At 56.7% G+C, this 24,382-nt stretch carries 18 protein-coding genes and 1 tRNA gene; 15 read left to right on the top strand and 4 right to left on the bottom strand.

The genetic code is table 11. The features are described 5' to 3' along the window. The first annotated feature begins 29 nt into the window (after positions 1–29). From ACD590_RS00525 to ACD590_RS00485, 9 genes are all read left to right on the top strand, one after another. Positions 30–860, top strand: coding sequence for a hypothetical protein (locus ACD590_RS00525; protein WP_439001940.1), 831 nt, complete (start codon positions 30–32; stop codon positions 858–860). A gap of 52 nt (positions 861–912) precedes the next feature. Beyond that, the gene (locus ACD590_RS00520; RefSeq protein WP_439001939.1) at positions 913–1,197 is read left to right on the top strand and encodes a helix-turn-helix transcriptional regulator; all 285 of its coding nucleotides are present in this window, start codon (positions 913–915) and stop codon (positions 1,195–1,197) included. Between the two features lie 64 nt (positions 1,198–1,261). Further along, positions 1,262–1,594 (top strand): hypothetical protein, encoded by a 333-nt coding sequence (locus ACD590_RS00515; RefSeq protein ID WP_439001938.1) that lies wholly within the window; start codon positions 1,262–1,264, stop codon positions 1,592–1,594. Between the two features lie 18 nt (positions 1,595–1,612). Next, positions 1,613–1,849, top strand: a complete 237-nt coding sequence (locus ACD590_RS00510) for a hypothetical protein (RefSeq protein WP_439001937.1) — start codon at positions 1,613–1,615, stop codon at positions 1,847–1,849. An 83-nt stretch (positions 1,850–1,932) separates the two neighbouring features. Continuing rightward, on the top strand, positions 1,933–4,476 hold the full coding sequence (locus ACD590_RS00505) for a phage/plasmid primase, P4 family (RefSeq protein ID WP_439001936.1): 2,544 nt from the start codon (positions 1,933–1,935) through the stop codon (positions 4,474–4,476). A gap of 306 nt (positions 4,477–4,782) precedes the next feature. Beyond that, complete coding sequence (locus ACD590_RS00500; RefSeq protein ID WP_439001935.1) at positions 4,783–7,371, top strand: MrcB family domain-containing protein; 2,589 nt, start codon at positions 4,783–4,785, stop codon at positions 7,369–7,371. A gap of 3 nt (positions 7,372–7,374) precedes the next feature. Then, positions 7,375–8,403 (top strand): 5-methylcytosine restriction system specificity protein McrC, encoded by a 1,029-nt coding sequence (locus ACD590_RS00495; protein WP_439001934.1) that lies wholly within the window; start codon positions 7,375–7,377, stop codon positions 8,401–8,403. 198 nt (positions 8,404–8,601) lie between these two features. Continuing rightward, positions 8,602–15,042 carry an NACHT domain-containing protein gene (locus tag ACD590_RS00490; RefSeq protein WP_439001933.1) on the top strand — a complete coding sequence of 2,147 codons (6,441 nt, stop codon included), beginning with the start codon at positions 8,602–8,604 and terminating at the stop codon, positions 15,040–15,042. Positions 15,043–15,245: 203 nt separating this feature from the next. Then, positions 15,246–16,435, top strand: a protein-coding gene (locus tag ACD590_RS00485) for an IS3 family transposase (RefSeq protein WP_115156737.1) whose coding sequence is annotated in 2 segments (ribosomal slippage) — positions 15,246–15,498 and positions 15,498–16,435 — 1,191 coding nt in all. Because the reading frame shifts where the segments join, the coding sequence is not laid out codon by codon here. A 122-nt stretch (positions 16,436–16,557) separates the two neighbouring features. Here the strand turns inward: ACD590_RS00485 and ACD590_RS00480 are convergent. Continuing rightward, entirely contained in the window at positions 16,558–16,758 is a 201-nt protein-coding gene (locus ACD590_RS00480; RefSeq protein ID WP_439001932.1) for a hypothetical protein, read from the bottom strand. 29 nt (positions 16,759–16,787) lie between these two features. Between ACD590_RS00480 and ACD590_RS00475 the strand changes: the two genes are divergently transcribed. The 6 genes from ACD590_RS00475 to ACD590_RS00450 all read left to right on the top strand — a co-directional run bounded on the left by ACD590_RS00475 (position 16,788) and on the right by ACD590_RS00450 (position 20,777). Continuing rightward, the gene (locus tag ACD590_RS00475; RefSeq protein WP_439001931.1) at positions 16,788–17,087 is read left to right on the top strand and encodes a hypothetical protein; all 300 of its coding nucleotides are present in this window, start codon (positions 16,788–16,790) and stop codon (positions 17,085–17,087) included. A gap of 20 nt (positions 17,088–17,107) precedes the next feature. Beyond that, on the top strand, positions 17,108–18,058 hold the full coding sequence (locus tag ACD590_RS00470) for a HEPN domain-containing protein (RefSeq protein WP_439001930.1): 951 nt from the start codon (positions 17,108–17,110) through the stop codon (positions 18,056–18,058). A 537-nt stretch (positions 18,059–18,595) separates the two neighbouring features. Further along, entirely contained in the window at positions 18,596–19,240 is a 645-nt protein-coding gene (locus tag ACD590_RS00465; protein ID WP_439001929.1) for a DUF2971 domain-containing protein, read from the top strand. After that, positions 19,206–19,991, top strand: a complete 786-nt coding sequence (locus ACD590_RS00460; protein WP_439020828.1) for a hypothetical protein — start codon at positions 19,206–19,208, stop codon at positions 19,989–19,991. The genes ACD590_RS00465 and ACD590_RS00460 overlap by 35 nt, the downstream gene beginning before the upstream one ends. A gap of 70 nt (positions 19,992–20,061) precedes the next feature. Next, entirely contained in the window at positions 20,062–20,301 is a 240-nt protein-coding gene (locus ACD590_RS00455; protein ID WP_439001927.1) for a hypothetical protein, read from the top strand. Then, complete coding sequence (locus tag ACD590_RS00450) at positions 20,298–20,777, top strand: hypothetical protein (RefSeq protein WP_439001926.1); 480 nt, start codon at positions 20,298–20,300, stop codon at positions 20,775–20,777. Before ACD590_RS00455 ends, ACD590_RS00450 begins: the two co-directional genes overlap by 4 nt. 37 nt (positions 20,778–20,814) lie before the next feature. On the opposite strand, the gene ACD590_RS00445 is transcribed toward ACD590_RS00450, so the two are convergent. From ACD590_RS00445 to ACD590_RS00435, 3 genes are all read right to left on the bottom strand, one after another. Further along, positions 20,815–21,921, bottom strand: a complete 1,107-nt coding sequence (locus ACD590_RS00445; protein ID WP_439001925.1) for a hypothetical protein — start codon at positions 21,919–21,921, stop codon at positions 20,815–20,817. Between the two features lie 623 nt (positions 21,922–22,544). Next, positions 22,545–22,621: transfer RNA gene (locus ACD590_RS00440), tRNA-Arg, on the bottom strand. Positions 22,622–22,743: 122 nt separating this feature from the next. Beyond that, positions 22,744–24,264, bottom strand: a complete 1,521-nt coding sequence (locus tag ACD590_RS00435; RefSeq protein WP_018447742.1) for an ATP-binding protein — start codon at positions 24,262–24,264, stop codon at positions 22,744–22,746. Positions 24,265–24,382 lie beyond the last annotated feature (118 nt).

Raw genomic sequence — 24,382 nt, 5'->3', positions numbered from 1 at the left:
CGAAACCTCATGTCCCGAAAGATTAAACAATGTCGGATATATTTGAGGACCCAACCGACCACGATCAGTCCGCCGAAGAACGTGCAGAAAAAAGAGCGAAACATAAGCTCGAGTTGCTTAGGCATTGGCTAGCACGACCGTATTGGAGTTTGATCGAAGCTTGTCATGTGCTCTCTGGTGTCGATCCAGAGACACGGATCTCGGAAGCCATATTTCCAAACGGCGAGGTTCGTCTACGGCTGTTGCCGGGCCGCGATGCTCCTCGGTTGCCTTACGAATGGCATGACCTCGCTACGGAAATTGAAGAAGCGACAACCTTAATTCGGGAACGGCTAGAAAGCCTGGGAGATGTGGCCGCAATGGCTCCTTCGGACATAATCAAGATTTGTGTTGCATCGAAAATCATTCCGCCCTGGTACAGCATTGCAGCAAAGGATCCGAAATGCACCCGGCTTCTTCACAAAGGCACCAAGAACCCAATCGGTAGCAATCCGCCTCCCGTCCTTGATCGCGATGTATCTGCATCTGAAGTGGCCAAAAGCATCAGCGATGTTTCCAGGTTGGGTGGAAAAGCCCGCTGGGAGAAACTTCATGCGAAAATGGTCGAGGCAGTCAACCGCAGTCTTGAGAAAGCAGGTAACGCGGGCTTTCCAAGAGAATGGCACTTTAAAACCAAATCAGACGTTCCTTGCCCGCGGAAGATCGCTAATTCTCTACTCAATATCGAAGAGTTCCCTTTGAACCCTAAAGGGGAGGCGTATGGCGTCGAGGCTGTTGAAAAGCACGTTAAAGGATGGTTGGCGAAGTTCCAAAAAAATGAGCCTGCCGCGAAAAAGATCAACGTGCCGGCAGGTCGCTAGTACCTGACCTGACTGTGGCGGAAGATACCTTCATCCAACGATGGAGGTTCACATGAATTCCAATGCCAGTTCTATCAAAGACGACCTTCAGAAGGCGCTGAGCAAACTGCTCACAAACGCACCTGCGCCGCTACTCGTCGAAACACGGGAGGCTGCTCAGATCCTGGGGCTCAGCGCCTCCACCCTTGAAAAGTGGCGTTTCCACCGCACGCCCGGCACTCCGCCAGTCGTGCGGATCGGCCGAGCATGCCGTTATCGATTGGCCGACCTGCGCGAGTGGGTCGATCAACAGGGTCGGGTGGATACGGCTCACTCCACGATCAGCACTGCATCCTGATCAGACCAACGCGGTCTGGCCGCTCGTCCTAAATCCTCTCTCGCTATATCCAAAGGAGAATCTGATGAAACAGGGTGACATTTTCGCACTCACGCTTCCTTCCAACCTGGCCCGCCTTGACGCAGCCGCCATTGCTATCGAGCACGGCGCACTGGTGTGGCCGGTCGAGCCGTCCGGCAACCACTATGAACCGGTCACGAGCTATGCCGGTGCGGGCAGATCCGGTTGGGCCCTTGCGACGCGTGATCTCAAAAAAGTTGCCGAAATGCTCGAGGCACATCCCGGCGCAACCCTCGGCGTTCGGGTCCCGACGCCGCACGGATTTGATCGGTACTTTGCCTTTAAGGACAACCTCTTCCTCGAAATCCCAGGAACCGTCTATCGCGTCGGCCGGTAGCCACATCAGGAGAATACGATGCCCAAAATGCTTGCCGTACTGACCTTTAGCCGCCCAGCCAAACCCCAGATTTCAGCCGAAACCGACGCTGCAGGTAACCCGAAATACGATCTAACCACGACCACGATCACTCGCGGGTCGGAGTTCGATGCGGATGACGACTTCGCCGCCGAGTGTATCGAACGAGGATACGCCGTGCGGTCTGATAGCCCTGACGCTGAGTTCCTGCGTAGCGCACCCGATCTCATTTCCTAGCTGCGCTCGCCCTGGCCGATCACAGTAAAAAAATGCTCGCCGACCAGTTCGCCGGCGAGCAAATTTAGCAGAGGAGAGATGTAATGACTAGAATATACGCCGATTCGATTCAATATGTATTTGAAAATATTGGTGATTCTTTCATTGCGCCTCTTCCTGAACGATTGCGTTTCTCGGTGGCGGATGGCCACACATCTAAGAATTTTGCGCCGAAGGAAATCTTGACGAAAGACTACATTCTGGAGGCGCTTTTCCACAAGGAAGGTAACAAAGAGGGCAGTTGCTGGTGCCCTGCGACCTTTGCCGACGGGCACCGTGCCAACGCGAAAGCCGAACAATCGGAGCTTGCCGTCCTCGACTGTGATCGTGGTGATCGACTTGATGACATCGTCGCGGCGATCGAGTGCTCGGGCTATGCCGCGTTGGTTACTTCCACCCATTCTCATTTGACCGAGGGGGTCTACGTCTCGGTCACAACTTGGAACCGGTGGTGCGAGCGGAATACTGGCAGTGATGCTCCCGATTATCTCATTGCCCACGGTTATCGCGACCACGTGGCAGCGGGCGCCACCTTTGTGGAAGTTGACGGGAAGAAGAAGGTCTTTCCGCGCAAGGGCGATCGCTTCTTCAAGATTCGTCATGCGCCATGCGAAAAGTACCGCGTCCAGCTTTTCTCCAAGCCCTGGGTGCGCTCGAATTATCAGGACGCCCGCTCGGCGGCCAAGGCTTACAAAGAAGGCCTGACAAACCTCGCCGACGAGCTCGGGCTGACGATCGACCGTGCCGCAACCGACCCCGCACGGCTGTTTTTCGATCCGCGCCACCGTCCGGGCGCCGACTGCGACGCTGTCTTTATTCCGGGCACACTGGCTCATGTTTGGCCGATCGAGGACAGCGAACGACCGGAGCCCGACTTCAGAGAGTTCAGATACAAGGCTCTGCCGATCGAGGACGTTCGCGCAATGGTCGACATCATTCCAAACGATCATCATTTCGCTGACCGATCTGCTTGGATTGCGATGTTGGGTGCAATCAAAGCAGCGACTGGCGGATCGGCTGAGGGCATGGGCGTCGCAGAAGCTTGGTCGGCCAGTTGGACTGACGGTGTCCACGACTCCGCTGCTTTTGAGAAGGCATGGTCATCGCTCACGGACAAACCAGGTGGTGCTACCGTCGGCACCTTGATCTTCCACGCGAGGCGCTGTGGATGGATGAGCAAGAGCGATGCTGACGAACTCGCTCCGCACGGGGACGCCTGGAATGGTAAGCGTTTTGCTGCAAGATACCGCGACAAAGTCCTCTACGTCGCTGCAACCGCAGAATGGATGGGCTATAATGAACCTGCCTGGGATCGTTTGCCGGCGCCGGCACTTGACGATCTCTGTAAGGCAGTTTCACGAGAGGTCTTGCAGGGGCGACTCGACGACTTTCGTTCCGATCCCGATAATGGGCGAGCGGAAAAGCTTTTCAATGACGCGAGGAGAGTTCACTCAACGCTGCCGCTTATCCGGCGGTTCGCTGAGGCCGGCGCCTCCGAGCCGGGCATGTTCGTTAATAGCCCCGCCGACTTCAACCGTCACAACGACCTCTTCTGCACGCGGAGTCATGTCATCGATCTGATTGCAGGCAGCGTGGTCGACTGTGCACCCGAGCTCTTCCTCTCGAAGCGTGGCGGTACGATTTACGATTCGGCGGCCCGAGCCCCGAAGTGGACCGCATTCCTAAAGCGGACCATGCCCGATCCGGAGCTTCGCGCATTCGTTCAGCGCGCAGTCGGATACACCGCGACCGGCCGCGTTGATGAAGAGGTCGTGTTTACGCTCTTCGGTAACGGAGCCAACGGGAAATCGGTCTTCGCAAATGTGGTATCGGCAGCCTTCGGCGATTATGCCGCATCCTTCGGATCAGCGCTCATCACAAAGGGTAAGAACGACAATGAAGCGGCGCGCATGGTTGCGCGCATGCCGGGCCTTCGGATGGCGCTCGTCAACGAGACTGCCGTCGGTGATATCTGGGATTCTCAGCGACTGAAGGAGCTCGCATCGCGCGAAAAAATGTCCGCGCGTCTCCTTTATCGCGAAGCATTCGATTTCATGCCGACTGCCAAGATTTGGATTCGCACGAACCATCTCCCCGGCGTGCTTGATGCCGGTGATGGCTTTTGGCGCCGGATTCTCGCCATCCCCTTCACCGAACGGATTCTTGCCGCTGAACGAATTGCTGATTTGGATCGCAAAATCATTCAGCAGGAGCTTGCCGGCGTGTTCAACTGGATCCTCGAAGGTGTGCAGAAATGGCGCCAATCAGGTCTCAACGCGCCGCTAGCTGTTACGGCGGTAACCGCAGAGTATCGAAAAGAAACGGATCTCATGGGGCTCTGGTTGGAGGAATGCTGCATCGAACGGCCGAACGCAAAGGTCAAAGTGAGCGATGCCTTCGAGTCCTATGCCGACTACTGCGAGAAAATGGGAGCGTCTGCCGGCACCCAGATGTCGTTTTCGCGAGCCATGACGTCGCGAGGCGTCCGGCGCGACCCGCGAACCGCGGTCCGGCGGTTCGTTGGCTTAGAACTCAAGGCGTCATATGGAGCCGAGGACGTATTCGCCGACGTCGAAGAATTGGTTTAGCTTCGCATGGAGCGCTTGGAGCGCATTTAGCAGGGGACAGGCCAAACTCTTCCCACATCCTTCATGTTATCACCTTTCCCGAATTATTCTCGCATTTCGCTCCAAGCGCTCCGTCTCAAAGGGCGGCAACGACCAAAATGAAATGATGAACGCCAAGCATTTTTAAAAAATTTGGGATACCGGGGCTCCGCGCACCCCCCGGAAGCCACCCCCTCCCTCCAAGGACCCAAGCGACAGCAACACAAGGTTGCTTATAGCCTTGACAACTGAGAGCAGCATCGATGACCTGTGCTGAGGGGAATCAGTATGTCGCTAGCTATTTTGACAAGTCCTGAAGCAGTTCAGGCCGCAATTTCAGAATTCGATAAGTTAGGCCGTGATCGTTTTCTCCAGAAATACGGTTATGGCAACGGCGAGGTTCTTTTACGTCTCCAAGATGGGAAGACTTACGACGCGGAAGCGATCTTAGCTGCAGCGGTCGGCTACCAGCACCCATCTCGTGGTCCGCTGCGAGCCAGTGAGTTCGTTTCCACCCGTAATGCCATCGGCGACAAGCTTGACGAATTGGGTTTCCACGTAATCGACCCTTATACTGATGAGGCGCCCACGATTACCCAAGCGGATATCGATCTCATTGCGTCAGCTCGCCAAAAGGCGGCACAAGGATTGAAATACGGCGATCTCTCGCAGGAAGAGCGCGATGCGTACAGCCGCGTTCACGACGCCCTTGGTAAGTTGGCCGAGATCGCTGCGGATGAACTCGGCCAGCCCGACGATGTCGTTGTCAAACTTACCTCCGGATTCAGCCCGCGTTCCGGCGTTCGCGGCTATCTCCCAAAAGATCTCTGGTTTGCGGTCTTTCCAGCGGAAAACGAAGACGATCTAGCCGGCAATCCGCAGATTTTCATGATCGTTTCTGAGAGAGGTGTGGAATATGGCTTCGGTGCCGCTGTGCATCCGAGCGATTTTTCGACGCAGAGTCTGAAAGACAAAGTGCGAGAAACTGCGCCGACAATTTTCGCGCGCCTTCCTGCGCCCAACTCTCATGAGGCGGAACGCATCTCTGAAGCTATAGCACAGTCAGGGGAGTGGTTTTTCCGTCGGAAGCACCGTCTTGAGCCTAATGTTGCAGACTTTGGCTCCCTCGATGATCTGCTGTCTTTCCTACAATCGCCTTCGGGAGCAGCGAATTCTGCAGGCGGCATCTCACGGTACCTGCGTGGCGCTCAATTGGACGAGGCTGATCTCGTAGCAGAAATCAGAAACACGGCTCACCTATTCGAGCCATTGCTACTGCGCGATTGGCATGGGGAGCACGATACTGCACCCCTACTCACTCAGCAGACAACTCGCATTCCAGTGGCACCGACCGCAGAGTTTTCCAGTCGGCTTAGCAATTTCCTTCAGGTTTTCGGCGCCAAGCGTAAGGGGGCGTTCGGGATTGACCCCGAACTACGCGAAGCGATTGACGGGTTGCAGTCTTGGCTTCGGGAACGCGATCCGGTTCGAAAGCGCCCAGAAGTGAACGTCGTAGTTAGTGTCGGCAAAGGCAATTGGACCAACACGCCCTGGATCTCACTCCTCGACCGTCGTGTCACGACGACGACCCAGCGCGGCATTTACGTTGTATTCTTGATCGCAGAAGACCTGTCCATTACCTATCTGACTCTGAATCAAGGTATGACTGCGCTTGTCCAATCGCTGGGCCAGAAAGCGGCCGCAGAAGAGATGCTCCGGACAGCCAGCGTTGCGCGCCAAAGGATCCTGCACCTCGGTCCTTCCGAGTTCCAGTTGGACAATAATATCGATCTACGTTCACGCAGTTCTGCATCCAAGAACTACGAGGTGGGGACGATTGCGCACTACGATCTCCCGGAGGGGCATGTGCCCGAGGATCAGCAGATAACCGAGCAGTTGGAATGGATCCTAGACGCCTACCAGCGCGTAACCGACGTCGACGAACTTGAACAAAGCGACGATCCTGCAGAGGCAAATATGGTCGACGAAATTGTGCCGGCGCCTCCGTATTCAATCGATGATGCAGTCGCGGAACTGTTCGTCGAGCGGGAGCAGGTTGAGAAGACACTCAGTATCTGGCGTAGAAAGATGAACCTCATCCTTCAAGGCGCGCCAGGCGTCGGAAAGTCTTATCTTGCAAAACGGCTGGCGTATGCTCTGATCGGCGCCCGCGACGACGAACTGGTCGAATCCGTCCAATTTCACCAGTCATACTCGTACGAGGATTTCGTGCGCGGGTTTCGACCCGACGGCAAAGGTGGGTTCGACTTGCAGGACGGCATTTTCTTGCGGTTCATAAAGGCTGCAGAGGCAAAGCCCGCAACACCGCATGTCATGATCATCGATGAAATCAATCGAGGAAACCTGTCAAAGATATTTGGCGAGCTTATGCTTCTTATTGAAGCAGATAAGCGAAGCCCTGAATGGGCAACCAGGCTCGCTTATACAATCAAAGGCGAAGGGCGCCGGTTCATACCAGACAACGTATACTTAATCGGGATGATGAACACGGCCGATCGATCACTCTCTCTCGTAGACTACGCGCTCCGCCGCCGATTTGCGTTTTCGAATGTGGCCCCTCAATTTGACGCCCCTCGATTCGGCGCCTTCCTGGTGTCTAAGGGTATACCAGAAGAAATTGTCAGCCGGGTTCGCACGCGAATGGGGGAATTGAACGCCGCGATCGCCTCCGACAAAATAAACCTTGGCCCTGGCTTTCAGATTGGACATAGCTTTTTTACTCCCTACGAGGCAGTAGAGGACGCGGAAATCTGGTACGACAATATAATTGAAACGGAAATCGCGCCTCTTCTCTATGAGTATTGGTTCGACAACCCTGAGCGTGCTGAGGAGTGGTTCACAAGGCTGAAGGGTTGATATGTGAATATTCCTATCAGTAATATTTACTACCTCCTCCTCTACGCCTGGGGACATTTTCAGCCAGGGGCTGTCAAAGATGTAGGGGTAACAGAAAGCCCTGACTTACCTAATTTATTCGCCAGGATACTCATTGATCGCTCCCATTCCCTGCTCAGGCGAGGTCTTGATCGCGGGTATAAAGGCGTTGTTGAAGAGACCAAGGCCCCCCGTGGAAGGCTTGTCATTAACCAGATGGCTGTTCGGCAAACGCTGCTGAGGGGCTACGCGGTTTGTGAGGCGGATGAGCTAACTTACGATGTGCTACATAATCAAATTTTGCTGACAACCATTCTCAACCTTGCCGCGTGTGGTGATGTAAAATCTGATACTCGACATGAATTGCGAGCAACGGCCGCGCGTATTCACGGCGTCACCCGTATTCGTTTGACAGCAGACATATTTCATCGAGTCCAGCTATCTCGTAACACCTCGCAATACGGCCTACTCATGAAGGTGTGCGAGTTTGTTTTCTGTTCTCTAATGCCGGACCAGCGGGGAACGGGCTCGCGGTTTCAAGACATTCTCGAAGATGAAACCCGTATGGCAGCCGTGTTCGAGGATTTTCTTCGTGGCTTTTACCGCGCGGAATTACCCGATTGCTCGGTGGGCTCGGAGATCATGCCTTGGCACGCGTCAGCGGTAAACGGCAACGATCTGCAGGTTCTTCCCACGATGCAGACGGACATAACAATTCGTGCGAAAGGGAACACGACGATTGTAGACGCCAAATATTATCGAGAGGCGTTGGGGGGTGGGCGTTTTACACCCCGTTTGCGCTCAGCACACCTTTACCAACTCACGACATACTTGGCACACGCGCAAAATCGGCAGCCAGGAACCAAAGTCCGCGGCGTGCTTATTTATCCGATGGTCCAGCGTCCGCTGAAGCTCCAGTATCATCTGCTAGGATTTCCGGTAGTCATTTCGACGGTTAATCTTGCAGCTGATTGGGCAGAGATCCGCAACGAGCTACTTACGATTACAGCTTAACCGCGCTGGGTCGCCCCCACGCAATTCGGCAACTTCTGAATGGACTGAAATCTCTATGAGAATCCATCTGGTCAATGTCGCTCGGGCCAATTACAGCTTGTGGATGTCAGAGGTGTTGCTATTGCAGTCGGAAATGGGGCTATCATCTTAAATGTGTAAGCTCAGAGACCCTTACATGGGGACAAACGCAAGCCCGCGATGCTGACGATTAACGATGATCAGATTGATGCAGTTCGCGCCTCGAGAGCCGGTCACACGTTCCATGAACGCTGGGCGGCACGTAGAGCGCTGCAGCTCGTATTCCCCAACGACAGCCTGTTTGCGATAGCGGTTGAAGGGCTTTCCTCCACGGAAACGGCTACTCCTGGATCGGCAGCGGAGGAAGTAGCAGATCTTGTCCTGTACTATGGAAACGGGGACAATTTCAGCAACTGCGACCGACTGGAGACCGTTCAGTTCAAGTACAAGGTTCGCGAAGAGGAGGTAACGTCCTCCTATTTGCAGAAGACTATCCGTAAATTCTGCGAGACGATCGTCGGCTATGAAAAGGAGTTCACAGCCGATGAGATTGACAGCAAGCTAAGCTTCATTTTCGTAACGAATGCCCCTTTTTCGCGCAGCCTCTGGGATGCGATCACGGAACTGAAGGGCGGCGCCAAATCACCCGATGCAAGCTCCATCCAACAAGTAGCCTACCTAGCAGGGGTATGTGCAAAGTACGGGGTTGCGGATCCGCAGCGTCTCTTTGTTAGGACCGAGTTTAGGGCCGCGGAGAAGAGCCTGTCCGACCAAAGCAATGCTCTGCGCCGAACCCTTATCGATTGGTCGGCAGGGACCGATGCGCAGGCCAAGAACAGGCTCCATGATCTTCAGGAACTAGTCCTCAAGAAAGCAGGGCCGAGCGGCCAACATAAGAACCTGATCAGGCGCGAGGATGTCCTTGATGCGCTTGACTGCCCGCCCGAGGACTTGTTTCCCGCTGATACGCGTTTCATTGACGTTGGAGCCGTAGTCGAACGGGCTGAACTCGCTGTCGTTGGCGACCTGGTCAAGAACTCGACAAAGCCGGTTTTTCTCCACGCAGAAGGTGGCGTCGGGAAGACCGTGTTCATCCAGAGCCTCGCTGGAAAGCTGACTGCGGACTTTGAAGTAGTCCTCTTCGACTGTTTTGGAGGCGGTGCCTATCGCTCGGAAGAACATTCGCGGCATCTTCCAAGCATCGGCATCGTCCAACTCGTCAACGAACTGGCTTCCCGAGGGCTTTGCGATCTTCTGTTGCCGGGTAGTGACGACACGCGGAAAGTGCTCAAGGCAGCACGCAAGCGGTTTGAACAGGCTGCGAAAGCAATTCAAACGCAATCTGGAAAGCGCGGTCTGCTTATCGTCATCGATGCAGCGGACAACGCCCAGATAGAAGCCGACAATCGGCACGAGGATGCGTTTCCCAAGCTGCTCCTGAACTCGGTGCATAGCGAGCCAATCAGGGGCGTGAAGTTGCTGCTGACCGCTCGTACCCATCGAAGAGATTCTGTGATCGCACGTTCGCATGTAGAAACATTTGAACTCGGGCCCTTCAAGGAGACCGAGGCCCGTCAGTTCTTGCAGGATCGACGGCCCGGGTTTTCCGATGTCGAGTTTGCGGCAGCGGTTGCAAGGTCGGGACGGAACGCGCGCGTCCTCGACTACCTTGTTCAGACCTGGGACGTAAACGTCAAAGGCAACGCGCCGGCGACACCGATTACAGTGCCGGAGCTCATCGCACAGCGATGCCAGAAGATTAACTCGGACCTTCATGTTGCGGGTTGGGCCGACAACGAGGTTCGGGAGTTTTTCGTCGCGCTCTCCTTGCTTCCTCCACCCATCCCCTTGGAAGAGCTGGCGAGCGCCCTTGGCTGGTCGGGGCCACAGGTAGGCACAGCGGCCTCCGACCTAGCGCCCATGTTGGAGCGGACTCCGCACGGCACAATCTTCAGGGATGAGCCCACAGAAACGTATATCCGAGATACCTATGCGAAGGAGACCGCAGCACAGAGCGCTATTGCCGATCGGCTAATGAAGGCGCAAGCGCGATCAACTTATGCCGCAGAAGCGCTTCCCCACTTGCTGGTCGTCATAAATGACAGTGATCGCGCTTTTGCGTTGGCAGAGTCCAACGAGTTTCCTTCTGCTGTTCAGTCGGAATTTGGCCGCCGTCGCCTGACGCTCGCGCGCCTCCGGGCTGCATTTAAGCTGTCGGTCGACGGCAAAGACTACGATCGCATCATCAGCGTAATCATGCGATTGGCCCAAACAGCTACAGCCAACATGCGCGGCGACGAATTTATCCGCCGTTCCCCGTCTCTCGCAGTCAAATTGGGCGATCCCGACGCCCAGCGGCGTCTCTTTGCCGACAGGTCTGGCTGGCGGGGTGCGCGGAGCGCGCGCCTAACGATCTCGCACAGCTTCTCCGGTGATCAGGAAGAGGCGCTTATCCAGCGTGATAGTACCGTCCGATGGATAAACTGGCATGTTGAACAACCGAAGGATGAGGATGCGCGCAACCGCGAGGGACCCGCAGTCAAAGACTTTGTTGCGGTTCTGCTCCAAACCGCGCTGCAGCCAAGCTTCGAGAACGTAGATCGCAATCTAGCCCACTGGAATGACCGCTTTTCGCTGTCAGCAAGTACAGAACTGCTGCGATTGTTGGAACGGTACGAGCTCACCATGGGTGAAGCGGTTCTTGCTGACTTCGTTGCATTCGCTTCCAGTGAAAAGTGCACCTCCCATGCCCTCAAAATGCAGCTTCTCGCCGAGCCGCACCTCGTATCGAAGAAACAGGTAAGAGCATTAGCGAAATCCCTCGAGCGCCTGTCCTCTCCGGATGATGACGACGACCACGACATCGGCTTCGGAGAGGAGCGGGGCATACAGAATGAAGTTGTACAGGCTGCTCTTGCAGCACTACTTCTAAATTCGCGTGTGTCCGCCAAGTCGATCATCCAGCACGTCCCCCCGGCGCGGCCATCGGGCTACGACTATAGTGAGCGATACGGTCATTCGAAGGTATGGAGACCGGTTATTGCCGCGTGCGTCCGGGCCTGGTCCGACGGGAAGCCGTTGTCCTATCATCATCTGCTGCCCGGCGAGCTGAAGGTAACACGGCGTGCCAAGGCTATTGCCTCCAGGAAGGACCTAGCAGCCTTTCTCGCGGAGCAGCGCGAGCCGGCTCGAGCCGCAGCAGCTCACGAGAAACGGAAACCTAAAGGGGGCGAAAGCCCAAAGGCTAGGTACAACAGCCGCGAACGTGACGAAATCGCTTCCGGCATCGAGATGGTTCTTTCAGTAACCGCACCAATCCAGAAGGCAGTGCTATCGAAAGAGCCACTGTCCGCTGTTCACGTCGCCGAATTGGTGAGAGTCCTCACGCCTTACATTCGCAATGATATCCATTGGCGGTCGGAGAGTTCGACGGACTTGTTGGCGCGCACCGTGGGGCACGACTGTATCCGGCTGGTGCTCAAGTTCGTCGGTGATATCACGACGGAGCAGGCCGCCGCCATGGTCAGCTTGATTTCCAGCAATCGCTTCGGAGTTCATCAGAAGCTGTCGGCGCTTGAACACCTCGCACGTCGTCCGGCCTTCCACGAGCTCTCGGGCCAGTTCGCCCAGCACATCTCCGAGCAGATCCGGACAGACGAAAACATCGGCACCCGTGGTGATTCCTACGCAGATTTGGCGGCCGCTCTCCTGCCAATGAGCATTGATGAGGCTCGCGAATACTACCGACAGGGTCTCGCTCAACTGGATCAGATGGGTGGTGAGGACTACCAGCAGATCTATTCGCTATTGCACTATGCGGCGAAACAGTCAGGGGGGCCAGTAGAGCCGGTATTAGCCCAGCGCCTGATGAATCTTTGTCAGGTTATTGCGCACGACGAACCGAGTAAATTCGGCTGGACGCTATTCGCCCGTGCTGCGTCGATGTCCATCGGGCTGCCTGCCATTGCCAAGCTAGTGCGATGGGACGATCAGGACGTTGCTGAGCTTTCCTATGGATTGCCACAACTTGCCTGCTTCCTTGCTAAAGAAGGCAGGTTATCGGCGTTGCGTGCAGCTTTCCTCCTGACGGTTTGCGGGGACCATGGATGGTGGGATTGGCAGGTGGGTGCGGGTGTCTCCGACCTTCTCAGTCTTTCAAATGCCGACGACCAGAGACGCATTGTTGAAGCAGTTCTGCAAAAGCTTCGCGCCGAACACACCTCAGGAGCGTGGCCTACTCTTTGGGAGAGCATATTAAAGGCAGGGGCAAACTACCCTGGCGTGCTCACCGGAGATGAGCAGGAGGAACTTCGCCAACTGCGGGATGAAGCGAAGAGAAAGCAGGACGAGTACAACAGTCGCAACAACTCACCGCTCGACTTTCCGCGATCCGTGGATGACCGCCCTACCAAGGAGGAGATCGACGAGGCTATCAGGAAGCTTGTCAACGCATGTGACCATACCTCTTCCGCCGCCATCGACGAGGCGCTCAAGAAAATCGATGAGGACAAGCGCTTATCGTTTGGTTCGCGGATCGAGTTCGTTCGCCAACTTCGCTCTTCTTGTCCCTACACGAAGCGGATGGAATTCCTGTTTGCGATCTGCGACGCAACAGAATGGGAGTTTGATCGCTCGGTTGATACGTTGATTGAAGCCGTTGCGGATTGGAAAGGCTCCTCTGCCCACCTGGTGGCGAACGCAAAAGCTCTTCTGTCCACGCTTTTCGAAAGCAAGGGCGAATACCTGTTCTACGACGGCCATTCGAACATCGCGCGGCGGGTAAACCAGCTTGCTGAGTTCTGCGCCGATGAGCAATTCGTTCTCGATCAGGTACTCAAGAGAGTTGTAGCCGACAGTGTCGAACTGGACGGCGACGAATGGGTACAACTTGCAACCACCCTTTGCAGCGTTGCTTCAGCTGAAGCCGCACGTGCCGCTCTCGAAATGATGCTGTCAGGCCCGGCTACGCGGATTGCAGACGAAATCGGAGAGGGTGCTCTCCGCCCGGAACAAGCGATTGCGTCTGGAGAAGCCGAGTTCTTCGCTGATTTCCTCTGGCACCTACTCGGCGATGATGATGCCTATGTCCGATGGAACATCGCTCGTGGTCTATCCACGCTCGTCGACTTAGGCCTTAAGGCCGAACTTAGCTTGCTGCTGGATCGGTTTGACAAGGCGGAAGTACCGGCTCTGGCGTCGTCGGGACGCATGCTCCCCTACCAGAACTCACAGGAGTGGCTTCTTATAGGAATCGCCCGTGCGGCCCTGCATCACGGCCCTGAGCTAGCGTTTCTTCGCCCGAGGCTAATCGCCCTTGCCGGGCGCTCGGACATCCACGTCATTCACAAGGTGCATATCGCGCGATGCCTGCAGAATATTGGACACCATGGTCCCGATGCCGAATTGCAATCGCTGCGATCCGAAATTGACGTGCCGAAGCATGGGGTTGTCGTCAGCGATGAGTGGCCGACGCCGGACGATACAAAATCGGGCTTCTCGTTCGACTATGAGTTCGACAACACCGAGATTGACAAGATTGCTCGCATGTTTGGCATTTCGCGTGGCGAAGCCGAAGACGCCCTAGCCTCCGAAATCACTGCGCGCTGGCCGGGCGCCAAGGGCCTTAGCTTCTTTGGTGGCCACGATCGATACAAACGGGACAGGTATGACCGCTACGAGTATGCGCGTGAGCATGCCCAGAAACACGCACTTTTTGGTGCCGTCACAAAGCTCCTTGCAACCAAACCTATCGTGGTTCGGAGTTATGAGGCCAACGATGCGTCCCCCTGGCTGGAATGGCGCGATCGATATGACATTACGTTCGAAGATGGCTCGTGGCTTTCGGACCGTAAGGATGCCGTACCGGTGGCGGCACGCGACAGTATGCTGGGTCGGCGCGATGGTCAGCAAGAGACCTTGCAGGATCAGGATGCGCTGCTCGCAAAGATCGGATTGATGGGGGCCGATGCTGATGCGGCGATCCCGATCTATGGGCGGTGGTCTTCGCCAGATGACGTGTCCGTTAGTATTGTGACGGCACTAACTGATCCAAAGGGTGCCATTGGTCGGTGCGCCTCGTTTGCGAAGTTGCCCAGCCATGATCTTTGGCTGCCGGAAATGTGGGACGAGGGGTACTATGATCTTCGTTATCGTGACAAAACCGTCATTGAGCCTTTCATCTGGGCGCGGGAGAACCACAACCTCGGTATCGATCAGGGCGATGAGACCGCGGCGCACAACGCAGCTTCACGACCACGCCTGGGTATCGATCTGACGAAGCGCTTGGCGATTTCGCCTGGATCAGTGCTCGGCGAGTGGCAATCACCTGACGGTAGCCTCGCGTTGAAGAGCCAAATTTGGGGTGGCTGGCGAGCTGACCGAGATCAGCCCAGTTACCGCCATCATGAATATGGTGAAATTCTTTGGGCATCGGGTACATGGCTCGATGCCGCGCTCAAGCGGCTCAACAAGAGGTTGATCTACACGATCACATTCTGGAAGTATGGATCGTCAAGGGAATACGATAAGTCCAACGGCGTGAAGTCCGTCCTGGTTGGCCTACGAACGGCTGATGGACAGTTGAGACTCTGGTCGGCCAAGAAAGCGTCGATGGTAGACTAGAACGCTAACTTCACGGGGGCGCATACTTGCCGGAGTTCGCTTGTGGGCGCAAAGCCGTCGTTTAGTGATGCAGCTCTATATCGGCTAGCTGGGAGATTGGACTGCCCGGGAGGTGGTAGAAGACGCGCTTATGCTTGCTCTGACCTGCCACTGCGAATTTCCTCCAGAATGGATTAGAGTCCGGCCTATTAAGGGACGGACGAATGAAGAAGCAGCGATTTACGGAAGAGCAGATTATCGGTGTGCTGAAGGAGCAGGAGGCTGGCGCGAAGGCGGCCGACCTCTGCCGCAAGCACGGGATTTCAGAAGCGACGTTTTATAACTGGAAAGCCAAATATGGCGGCATGGAAGTCTCCGAGGCGAAGCGGCTGAAGGCGCTTGAGGACGAGAATACCAGGCTGAAGAAGCTGTTGGCCGAACAGATGCTTGATGCAGCCGCGCTCCGCGAGCTTCTTGCAAAAAAATGGTAGGGCCTGCCGCCAAGCGTGAAGCCGTCACGCATCTGAAGGCCGTCATGGGTCTTTCGGAACGGCGGGCCTGCCAGATCGTATCCGCCGACCGCAAGACGATCCGTTATCGGTCCAATCGACCGCCGGAGGTCGATCTGCGAGCGAAGCTGCGTGACCTCGCCAATGAGCGACGGCGTTTCGGCTACCGTCGGCTGTTCATCCTGCTTCGGCGGGATGGAGAGCCGTCCGGCGTCAATCGCATCTACCGTCTTTATCGCGAGGAAGGGCTTTCCGTTCGCAAGCGAAAGGCCCGGCGGCGTGCTGTCGGCACGCGTGCACCGATCCTGGTCGAAGCGAAGGCCAATGCCCGCTGGTCGCTGGATTTCGTCCACGACCAGTTCGCCTGCGGCAGACGCTTCCGCGTGCTCAACATTGTCGATGATGTGACGCGCGAATGCCTGGCAGCGATCCCGGACACATCTATCTCCGGTCGACGTGTCGCCCGAGAACTGACGACGCTGATCGAACGACGCGGCAAGCCCGGAATGATTGTCTCCGACAACGGGACCGAACTAACGTCGAATGCCATCCTCGCCTGGTCGAAAGATCACAAGGTCGAGTGGCACTACATCGCGCCGGGAAAGCCGATGCAGAATGGCTATGTCGAGAGTTTCAACGGGCGCATGCGCGACGAACTGCTCAACGAAAGCCTGTTCTTCGGCCTCGATCATGCCCGAAGCGCCATTGCTGAATGGGCCGACGATTACAACCATTTTCGGCCGCACTCATCCCTCGGATACCAAACCCCGGCAGACTTTGCCGGGACCATCGCCGCAACCGGCTCCAACGCTGCGCAAGATGAAAGCTTCGCGTTTCCGCCGGTTGCTCACACCGCGCCACTTGGCGTATTCAAAACCGCCGGGGCTCTAGTCGCCGCTGGATGAAAGTTCAGTGGCAGGTCAGCTCCGTGCCGATACACCCTCTCAGGGCCGCCTTGCTTGCGCACGCGTGTGGGTGATACTTTTTAGCTATGCAGACGCACGATCAGTACCACGGTATTCTCCGTTTAGACGACAGCCATTTCGCCGGGCACCTGAGAATCGCGGGTGCTGACAGCGCCGCGCAGCTCATAGGAAAGAGCTTCTGGAAGTCCCCCGAAACCGAATACGCAGATATTCACGGTATGCTGAGCGACGGCAAAAAAGCGTCGCTTCTGAATTGTGTGGTCCACAGCCAAACGCAGCACCGCTTCGATGAGAACACACAATTTTAGAGTGCATTTTCCTGAACTATGTTGTGGTAGGTGAAGAGTTCATCCGCTCCAACGAACCTATAATCCGGGCGGTTCGCTACCACTTCGATAACGTCGCCAGCCTACTGAGTGGACACAAGACCTTTCAGTCTCTTAGCCCAGATCCCGACGACGTGCGCAGGTTGCTGAAAAAGGACCATGAGCGATCGGAGAAGATCGCCGATAAGTATGGCTGGCCGAAACGCTCCTTCGAGCCGGAGATCGGCGAGCATCCGTACTTGATGTATTTCAGCGGCGTGTGGGAGATCATCGCGTCTGAGACCAGCTTGGAAGGATCTCGCTGACAAACCGCACCTCTCACGGCATGGGAACTGCGGCCGGAATCGGCATTGAAAACGAAGTGATAGCCAGCATCGAATTTGTCGAACCCAAGACGCCCAGCGATGCCATCCGCGCGCTATATACTTTGCACGGCCTTTTCGAGCTCAGCGTAGGGCACCGGCAGCGCTATCGGTGGATTGAGTTGGAGTTCACGCACCGCACAAAGCACGCGGAACACGATGTGCACCAGACAGCTCGCCTGTATTGGAGTCTGTGCAACGAGCGTGTCGAGGATGACTCAAGGACGAGTCGGGTGGACATTCTCTTGGCGCCGGATCGACGTCCCGAACAGTTTGCCAAGGTGGCTGCAGGCTGGATGGACAGCGCCGCAATCATGGGCGATCCCCGAGAACGCTTTGCAACGGCGTTTTTCGGGCGCTACGGCATCAACCGCATCGTCGGCGCCGGCAACATGTTCGATCTTCTGCCGGAGAGCCGTGCGCCGAAGAAGAAGGAGCCCGATGCGCTGCTGAAGACGGCGGTGGAGCAATGTCGCAAGACATTCGCGGCGCTGCCGGACAGCTTCGCCAAGCAGTCCGTACTTTCGGCCTTGGGGCGTGTTGGCACGTCCAGTCTTCGCAACAAGGTCTATCACAGGGCTGACAAAGTCATGGCAGCGGTCGACGACAAGTTCCCTGACCTGTATCTGCCATGCAATCACGCCGTTTTGGCCCGCAATCACTATGTGCACGGCAGCCAGGCGTCATTCGAATATCAAGAGCACTTCACAGAATTCGCGTTCATCACCGATACGCTGGAATTTGTGTTCGCTGCCTCCGACTTGCTTGATCTGGGATGGGATTTAAAGAGCTGGATGGGCGAAGGCACCTCTATGACACATGCGTTTGGCGCCTACATCGTCAACTTCCCGGAGAACATGCGCCGCCTCAAAGCTCTGGTCAAAACGCAGTCTTCGAGAAGGCCGGCATCGTGAAAACGGTGCTGGCGACCAAAGGAAAAGTGCAGTTTAGTGACGCCACCGGACACGATTCGAACGTTCTCACCGTCAGAAACCGCCGCTCCCACGAAACACATACGCTTGGACTTCGTTCAGCCCAAACCGATACGGAGGTGGTGTAAAGACACGACAGTCGGCGACATTTGGTGCGCGGTGAGCGGTTCGAGCGCTTGCATTTAAGCTGTCAGCTGGTGCTCAGACGTCTCTCAACGATGTCAGCTTGTGGGATGTGCCTAACGCACCGTAGACGACCGACTTGGCAGCGCTTTTCCGTGGAAGCCCATTGGCCACGGTAGATGACCGCCTTCCCCACAGCTACCGGGTTCCGCCGCCTCCCACCAAAATGCAGCCGTTTAGCCAATTCCAGGTAAAGGGCCGATTGCTGAAGGACGACTCCTAGCCGTGAGCCTTGATTAGCAGATATCGCAGCGGTTAGTGACCACAGCAACAAATCACGACCAAAACCGTGGATCGCTGATAAGATCAGCCGTCTTCGAACGGGTCAACTCAAGCATGCGTCTCTACCACTTTACTTCCCAAAAATTCGGGCTACTCGCGATCCGGAATCAGCGTCTCAAAGTCGCGCGGATAAATGCACTGAATGATCCCTTCGAGTTCCTAGGCTGGAATTTACAGGACCCTCAGACGCGCGCCAAATTGCGGAAATGGAAAGAGGAGCGAAACGCTGAACTCGGGATCTTGTGCTTCAGCAGAAAATGGTCCAATCCACTACTCTGGGGACACTACGCTGACAAGCATCAGGGCCTGGCGCTAGGTTTCGATGTGCCCGATGGCGATCTCTACAGCCCCGTGAAATATCGCCATACCCGCCTGCCTACGCCAGTGGGCCGCGAACTGATCGGCGAGCACCTGGATAGCCTGCTGCTGACCAAATTTAGCGCCTGGCGATACGAATCCGAATATCGTTGCTTTTGTCGTCTCGGCGAGAACATTCATGATAATGGTCTCTACTTCGAGCCTTTCTCGCCGACTCTCAAGCTCGTAGAGGTCATTATCGGCGACCAGGCAACAATCACACGCGCTGAGCTTGCCGTCGCTCTTGGCGACCGGGTGCCGCAAATCGCCTCATTCAAAGCCAGGCCGGCGTTCGGCACATTCTCAGTTGTACGAAACCGCGACGCCAAGTTGTGGAAATAAAAGGCTGCGATCGATGACCACGAGCCGAGGCGCGGTACCCGCAAATCTCGAAAACCTGCATCGCGGGGAGGAGCAACTCCGCGACAAGGCGCTCGCAATTATTGCCAGCGATGTGCGGCTACAACTGCATCTCGCCTTCATTGAAGCGGCGATGGATCTCGCCGACATCTTCCGGCAGTTTGACACTGAGGATGAAGACTTGAAAGTAGCCCAGGTTCTCGGGATGAGAACGTTCAACGCGTTCGGCGCGAGCCTGAAACTGACATTTACAGGCTACCATCAGATCAGCGCTCTCATCCTGCGTGACGTGCTGGAGACCGTTTTCCTACTTGACCTTTTCGCCAGCGACCGCAGCCTCATCGAGCGCTGGCGCTTCGCTGACAAAAAAGCGCGCATGAAGCAGTTCTCACCCGTAAAGGTACGCGAGGCGCTCGACGACCGCGACGGCTTCGCCTCGAAACGGCGTGCCGAGATGTACGAAATGTTTTCCGAGCTCGCCGGTCATCCCACAATGAAATCGGACCTGATGATGCGCCCTCAAAAGCATGGCGATGCCGTAATCGGCCCGTTCATGGAGGTGGCGGCTTTCGACGCGGTGGTCTCGGAGATGGGTCGCCTCGCAATCCAGGTCGGCGAGCAGATCAACGCCTTCTTTCCCGCCGAATGGAGTCCTGGCATTCCGAGCCGTCTGGCGTTTGCCCAAAGGAAGCGGGATTGGCTCGCCGCCTTCTACCCCACCGCCAGGAAGTAAGAAGGTCATGAAAAATGTCCGATAATAAACAGTACGCTCGGCGACCTGGATCGAGTGGCTTCGTGACTACGTGGCGGCGGCCAGCCGTTTCACCGACGAAGACCCCGTCGACGTCGCTTCCGACGAGGAGCGCGAACTGGTCGCCATCAAGGCAGCACTCTATGCACGCGCCCTAACGCTATGCGAGGGCGCTTTGCTGCTCATCGAAAATAACCGACAACTCGATTTCCGCGTCCACACACGGGGGATCATCGAGGCCGTCATGTACCTCATTGCGCTCGACCTGATCCTACCTTCGTCACGAAGATGAAGGACGACGACTACAAGAGCCGACATTCACGCGCCCGTCTTCATCTCAACGCCAGGCAGTTCAACGAGTCTCCGGGCGTCAGGAAGATGCTGGAGGACTTCCTCGCGCAAGGCCTGCAGGGCGCCAAGGCGATCCAAATAGCCGCACTCCTGGGAGATAGCGAGCTCGAACGACTGTACCGCACCTATCGTGACATTTCTGGCGACGCCGCGCATGTAAGCATTACCTCACTGAATCGCCACTATGTCGAGAAGCCTGCCGATCAGTCGGCTACGCTGATGGTTCAACCGGCTATCGATGACGTCGACATGCACATGACTTTCGCGGAACTCGGGACCTCGATGACGATTGCGACCCTGATCATGATGAAGGTTAAGGAGAAGACGGATCTCTGGGACGAGTTTCAGGTGCTGTTGCGGCGATACCAGGATGTCGCGCGCACGAAGCGCGACCGGCTCGCAGATGGATCGACTTAGCTCCACGCCAAGCCGGCCACCCGTTCAAGCTCCGCGCTCAAGATGCCACCAGTTCGTTCAACCACTCGCTGAGCAGGATCTTGGACTGCAGAAACATTTCGCAAAAGGCAAAGAGCGACACGAAGGGCGTCTCCTCAATGCGAAGAAGGTGTGTGCGAAGCGTTGCATCCTGCACTTTGCCATGCTGAAGGCTTTGCCCAAAACGCTTCTGCCGATCCTCCCCGGCGTATACATTGATGGCCAGATCGAGGTGCTGCATTGTAACCTCGCGGAGAGGCGTGAGAGCAGGATCGCGCGTGTCGAGATGAATGCACCGCCCGACCATCAACCCGTTCGGATCGTCGGCCCTGGGTAGTTCCTCGATCAGCATCGAAAGATAGTTGTCCTCGCGCCGTTGGACATGAATTTCCAGCCGGCGCAGATGCTTAATATGATAGTCCCAATATTCGCCATGCCCTTCCGATAGTGGCCGGTCCTGAAGCTGGTAGGCGGCGAACTCCTTCATCCCCTTATGAAGGCTGAAATCAGGCAGCCATCGGGGGTTCGCCGGCACCAATGTTGCTTCAGTCAGCAACTGAAGCGGTTTGGTATTGAAGTAGGCATCGGCGTCGAACCGAACGTACTTCCGCGCCGAGGGCCACTCCTTCTGCACCCAGTTAACGATGCCTGGACTGAGAAATGGACAGAGTTTCGTGAAACCGCTGCCGACTTGATAAACCTCGCTCCCTGATACAGAGCGGCCCGCCGCCAGATCGATGAGTTCATAGTCCTGGTTACCGCTTTTCTTGCGACGGATTCTCTCGAACAGCGACGGAACATTCCGAAAAAGCGGCTGTGTCCGGCTATAGGGCTCGCATTGCGCCCGCAACCTAAGGCGAGTGGCCTCGTGTTGCACATCGAACGTCATCGCGAAGCTAGCGAGACGTGACCGACGTGACCGGCCGGCGAAAAAGCCGATCGCCAGATAACCGCTGAGATCGTTTTCCTCTTCGCCGGAAAGGAGGGTTTCCCTGAATTGGACGGACGGATCGACGATCGAGGAGTATCGGCCTGGACTTTCGATCAAATCATGGATTGCGACGTTCTCCCCGTTGGCGAGGATAGCCAGCCTTCCGACATTGTCGAAATAGGTATCGATGTCCAAAACCGCTCCCCCTCTCCGCGACCAAAAAAGTTACGTCACGCCCCCATGCCGCCCAGGCAGCAAACTGGACCCGCGGCCATCGCGCTTCTGGAGGTCCGATGCCCTCCCCAATACAAAGCGAGCGAGGTCGCCACTGGCGCAAACATCTATCGCGATAGCACTGATTCGCGACAGTATCATCCATCGCCTTCAGCCGACTGAATGCCACGTTGCTCTCTCATCGAATGTCCGCTGTTGTTTTGTGGTCAGGGATTGCACAATGACCCACCGGAGGCGCAAAGGAGACCTCCAACGAAGTCGTTGTGATGAATGCTTTCAGGAAGTGGCGAGGCTGACCTCACGTCAGACATGCGGCGCACAGCGCTAGTTCGCCTGAGCCTCAACTGTGCGGACGTGATCGCAAAACTCACTATCTCTACATAATGGAAAGTTTAGAGCGTCCCTTGACCAGGGCGACGCATTCGCAAAAGTCGACCCAGGATATTTGCCTTCGATAAGCGAACAGTCGACTATGTGAGGGGGTCAGTTGTTTCAGCGGTGGCGACTCGGTGGCGACTCAGCAGCTTCTCCGCACAAGAGAAGCCAAGCCGACAGCATTAACGTATTGCTTTCAAAAAGAAAAATGGCGCACCCGAAGAGATTCGAACTCCTGACCCCCAGATTCGTAGTCTGGTGCTCTATCCAGCTGAGCTACGGGTGCGTGCAAAATGCGGCGGTGCCGCTTGCGTGGCGATCCTCTAAAACGTCCTTCGGGACAATGCAAGAGCATTTCTGAAAAAATCGCGTGTTTGTCTGCCAGCAGCCGCGCCTTGCGAAACCCTGTCACTTTTCGATGTGCGTCCGGCTGCGGTAATCCTCCAGCGAAACCGGGCGATCGGGGATCTCGATGCGGAACTGTGTGCCGACCGTCGGTTTTTCCACCAGCGCGATCGTGCCGCCATGGGCAAGCACCAGCTCGCGGGCGATGGTGAGGCCGAGGCCGGTGCCGCCGGAGCGGGCCGAGCCGCGGAAGGCGGCAAAGAGGTTCTGGCGCGCCTTCAGCGGCATGCCGGGGCCGGTATCATCCACCGTGATGCTGACGACGCTGCCGACGCGCTGGGCGGAGACGGTAATGCGCCTGACGGAGCCCGGGCCGCCCTCGCCCGGCGACGTCAGCGCCTGCAGCGCGTTGCGGCAGAGATTGTGGATGACGCGGAAGAGCTGTTCGCCATCGGCATCGACCTCAAGCTCGGCGCCGATCTGCTCTGCGAATTCGATGCCGCTGAGCGGATCGATCGCCAGCATGTCCTTGACGTCCTGGGTCAGCTCCAAAAGGCGGATATGACGGCGGCGCGGCGCGGATTCGCTCGCCTTGCCGTAGGACAGCACCTCGGTGGTATAACCGACGGCGCGGTCGATGGTGCGCAAGAGCTTCGGAGCGAAGCTCTTGACCATCGGGTCATCGACATCGACCAGCCGGTCCGACATCAGCTGCGCCGACGCCAGGATATTGCGCATGTCGTGATTGATCTTGGAAACGGCAAGGCCGAGAGCGGCAAGATTCTTCTGCTGCTTCAGCGTCTTTTGCAGCTCCATCTGCATCGAGGTGAGGTTGCGGCCGGCGACCGCCAGTTCGTCGCGGCCGCCGTCGCCGATATAGATATGGGCCGGGTTATCGGGATCGGAGGAGAATTGCTGCATGCTGCCGGTCAGCCGGCGGATCGGGCCGATGAGGATGCGGTTGATCGCAAAGAAGATCAGCGTCGCCGTGAACAGCGAGATCAGCACCGACAGCAACAGGACATTGCGGGAATAGACGAACATCGCCCTACGCAGCGGCCTGTCCTTCATCACCACCTCGACGCCGGTATTGGTGTCGCCGACGGGACCATAGACGCGGATCATCCTGCTGCCGCCGAAGACGAGTGTGTCGAGCGCATCGCGGATTGCCGTTACCGGCGGCACGTCGGTGAGATCGTAGGATTCGTCGACGGAGGTCGGCATATCGGTCGTCGCCAGCAGCCGCGAGGTGCCGTCCTTGCGCAGCACGATCGCCTTGGTGCCGGTCGCCTCCAAGGTCTCTTTCTGCAGCGCGCGTGGCAGCTCGACCGGCTGCAGCCCATCGATGACGATGGCGGCGGCAGCGGCCGTATTCAGCCTATCCTGCAGCCAGCGCACGCGCATGCTGGCGACCGAGGGAAAGAAGATCAGGATTTCGGCGAGCATGATAAAGACGACGGTGAGCCAGAGCAGCTTGCCGGAAAGGCCGCCGAACAGGCCGGCAGACGGGCACGGCGCCCTTGCAGCCTCGCCGGCCGCCGGGTTTTCCGCCGAGGGATTATCGCCCTGATCTTGGTTCGGCATTCTGGTCTCGCCCGATCGGCAGCATTTCAGCCGCCCTTACCGCTGAGCTCTATATTAGACCAAGATGCTCCGCTTTCAAATCTTTGCGAGCAGCGTCATGTCGCCACAAGAAAACGCC

Source organism: Rhizobium sp. 862_C5_N1_2 (assembly GCF_051811205.1).
GTDB lineage: Bacteria > Pseudomonadota > Alphaproteobacteria > Rhizobiales > Rhizobiaceae > Rhizobium > Rhizobium leguminosarum.
This window is presented reverse-complemented; position numbering and strand designations above follow the sequence as displayed.

What these genes read in the sequence shown, in the direction of transcription:
- ACD590_RS00525 (WP_439001940.1), top strand. Translation starts at nt 30, where the DNA reads ATGTCGGATATATTTGAGGACCCAACCGACCACGATCAGTCCGCCGAA.
- ACD590_RS00520 (WP_439001939.1), top strand. Translation starts at nt 913, where the DNA reads ATGAATTCCAATGCCAGTTCTATCAAAGACGACCTTCAGAAGGCGCTG.
- ACD590_RS00515 (WP_439001938.1), top strand. Translation starts at nt 1,262, where the DNA reads ATGAAACAGGGTGACATTTTCGCACTCACGCTTCCTTCCAACCTGGCC.
- ACD590_RS00510 (WP_439001937.1), top strand. Translation starts at nt 1,613, where the DNA reads ATGCCCAAAATGCTTGCCGTACTGACCTTTAGCCGCCCAGCCAAACCC.
- ACD590_RS00505 (WP_439001936.1), top strand. Translation starts at nt 1,933, where the DNA reads ATGACTAGAATATACGCCGATTCGATTCAATATGTATTTGAAAATATT.
- ACD590_RS00500 (WP_439001935.1), top strand. Translation starts at nt 4,783, where the DNA reads ATGTCGCTAGCTATTTTGACAAGTCCTGAAGCAGTTCAGGCCGCAATT.
- ACD590_RS00490 (WP_439001933.1), top strand. Translation starts at nt 8,602, where the DNA reads ATGCTGACGATTAACGATGATCAGATTGATGCAGTTCGCGCCTCGAGA.
- ACD590_RS00470 (WP_439001930.1), top strand. Translation starts at nt 17,108, where the DNA reads ATGGGAACTGCGGCCGGAATCGGCATTGAAAACGAAGTGATAGCCAGC.
- ACD590_RS00465 (WP_439001929.1), top strand. Translation starts at nt 18,596, where the DNA reads ATGCGTCTCTACCACTTTACTTCCCAAAAATTCGGGCTACTCGCGATC.
- ACD590_RS00450 (WP_439001926.1), top strand. Translation starts at nt 20,298, where the DNA reads ATGAAGGACGACGACTACAAGAGCCGACATTCACGCGCCCGTCTTCAT.
- ACD590_RS00435 (WP_018447742.1), bottom strand. Translation starts at nt 24,264, where the DNA reads ATGCCGAACCAAGATCAGGGCGATAATCCCTCGGCGGAAAACCCGGCG.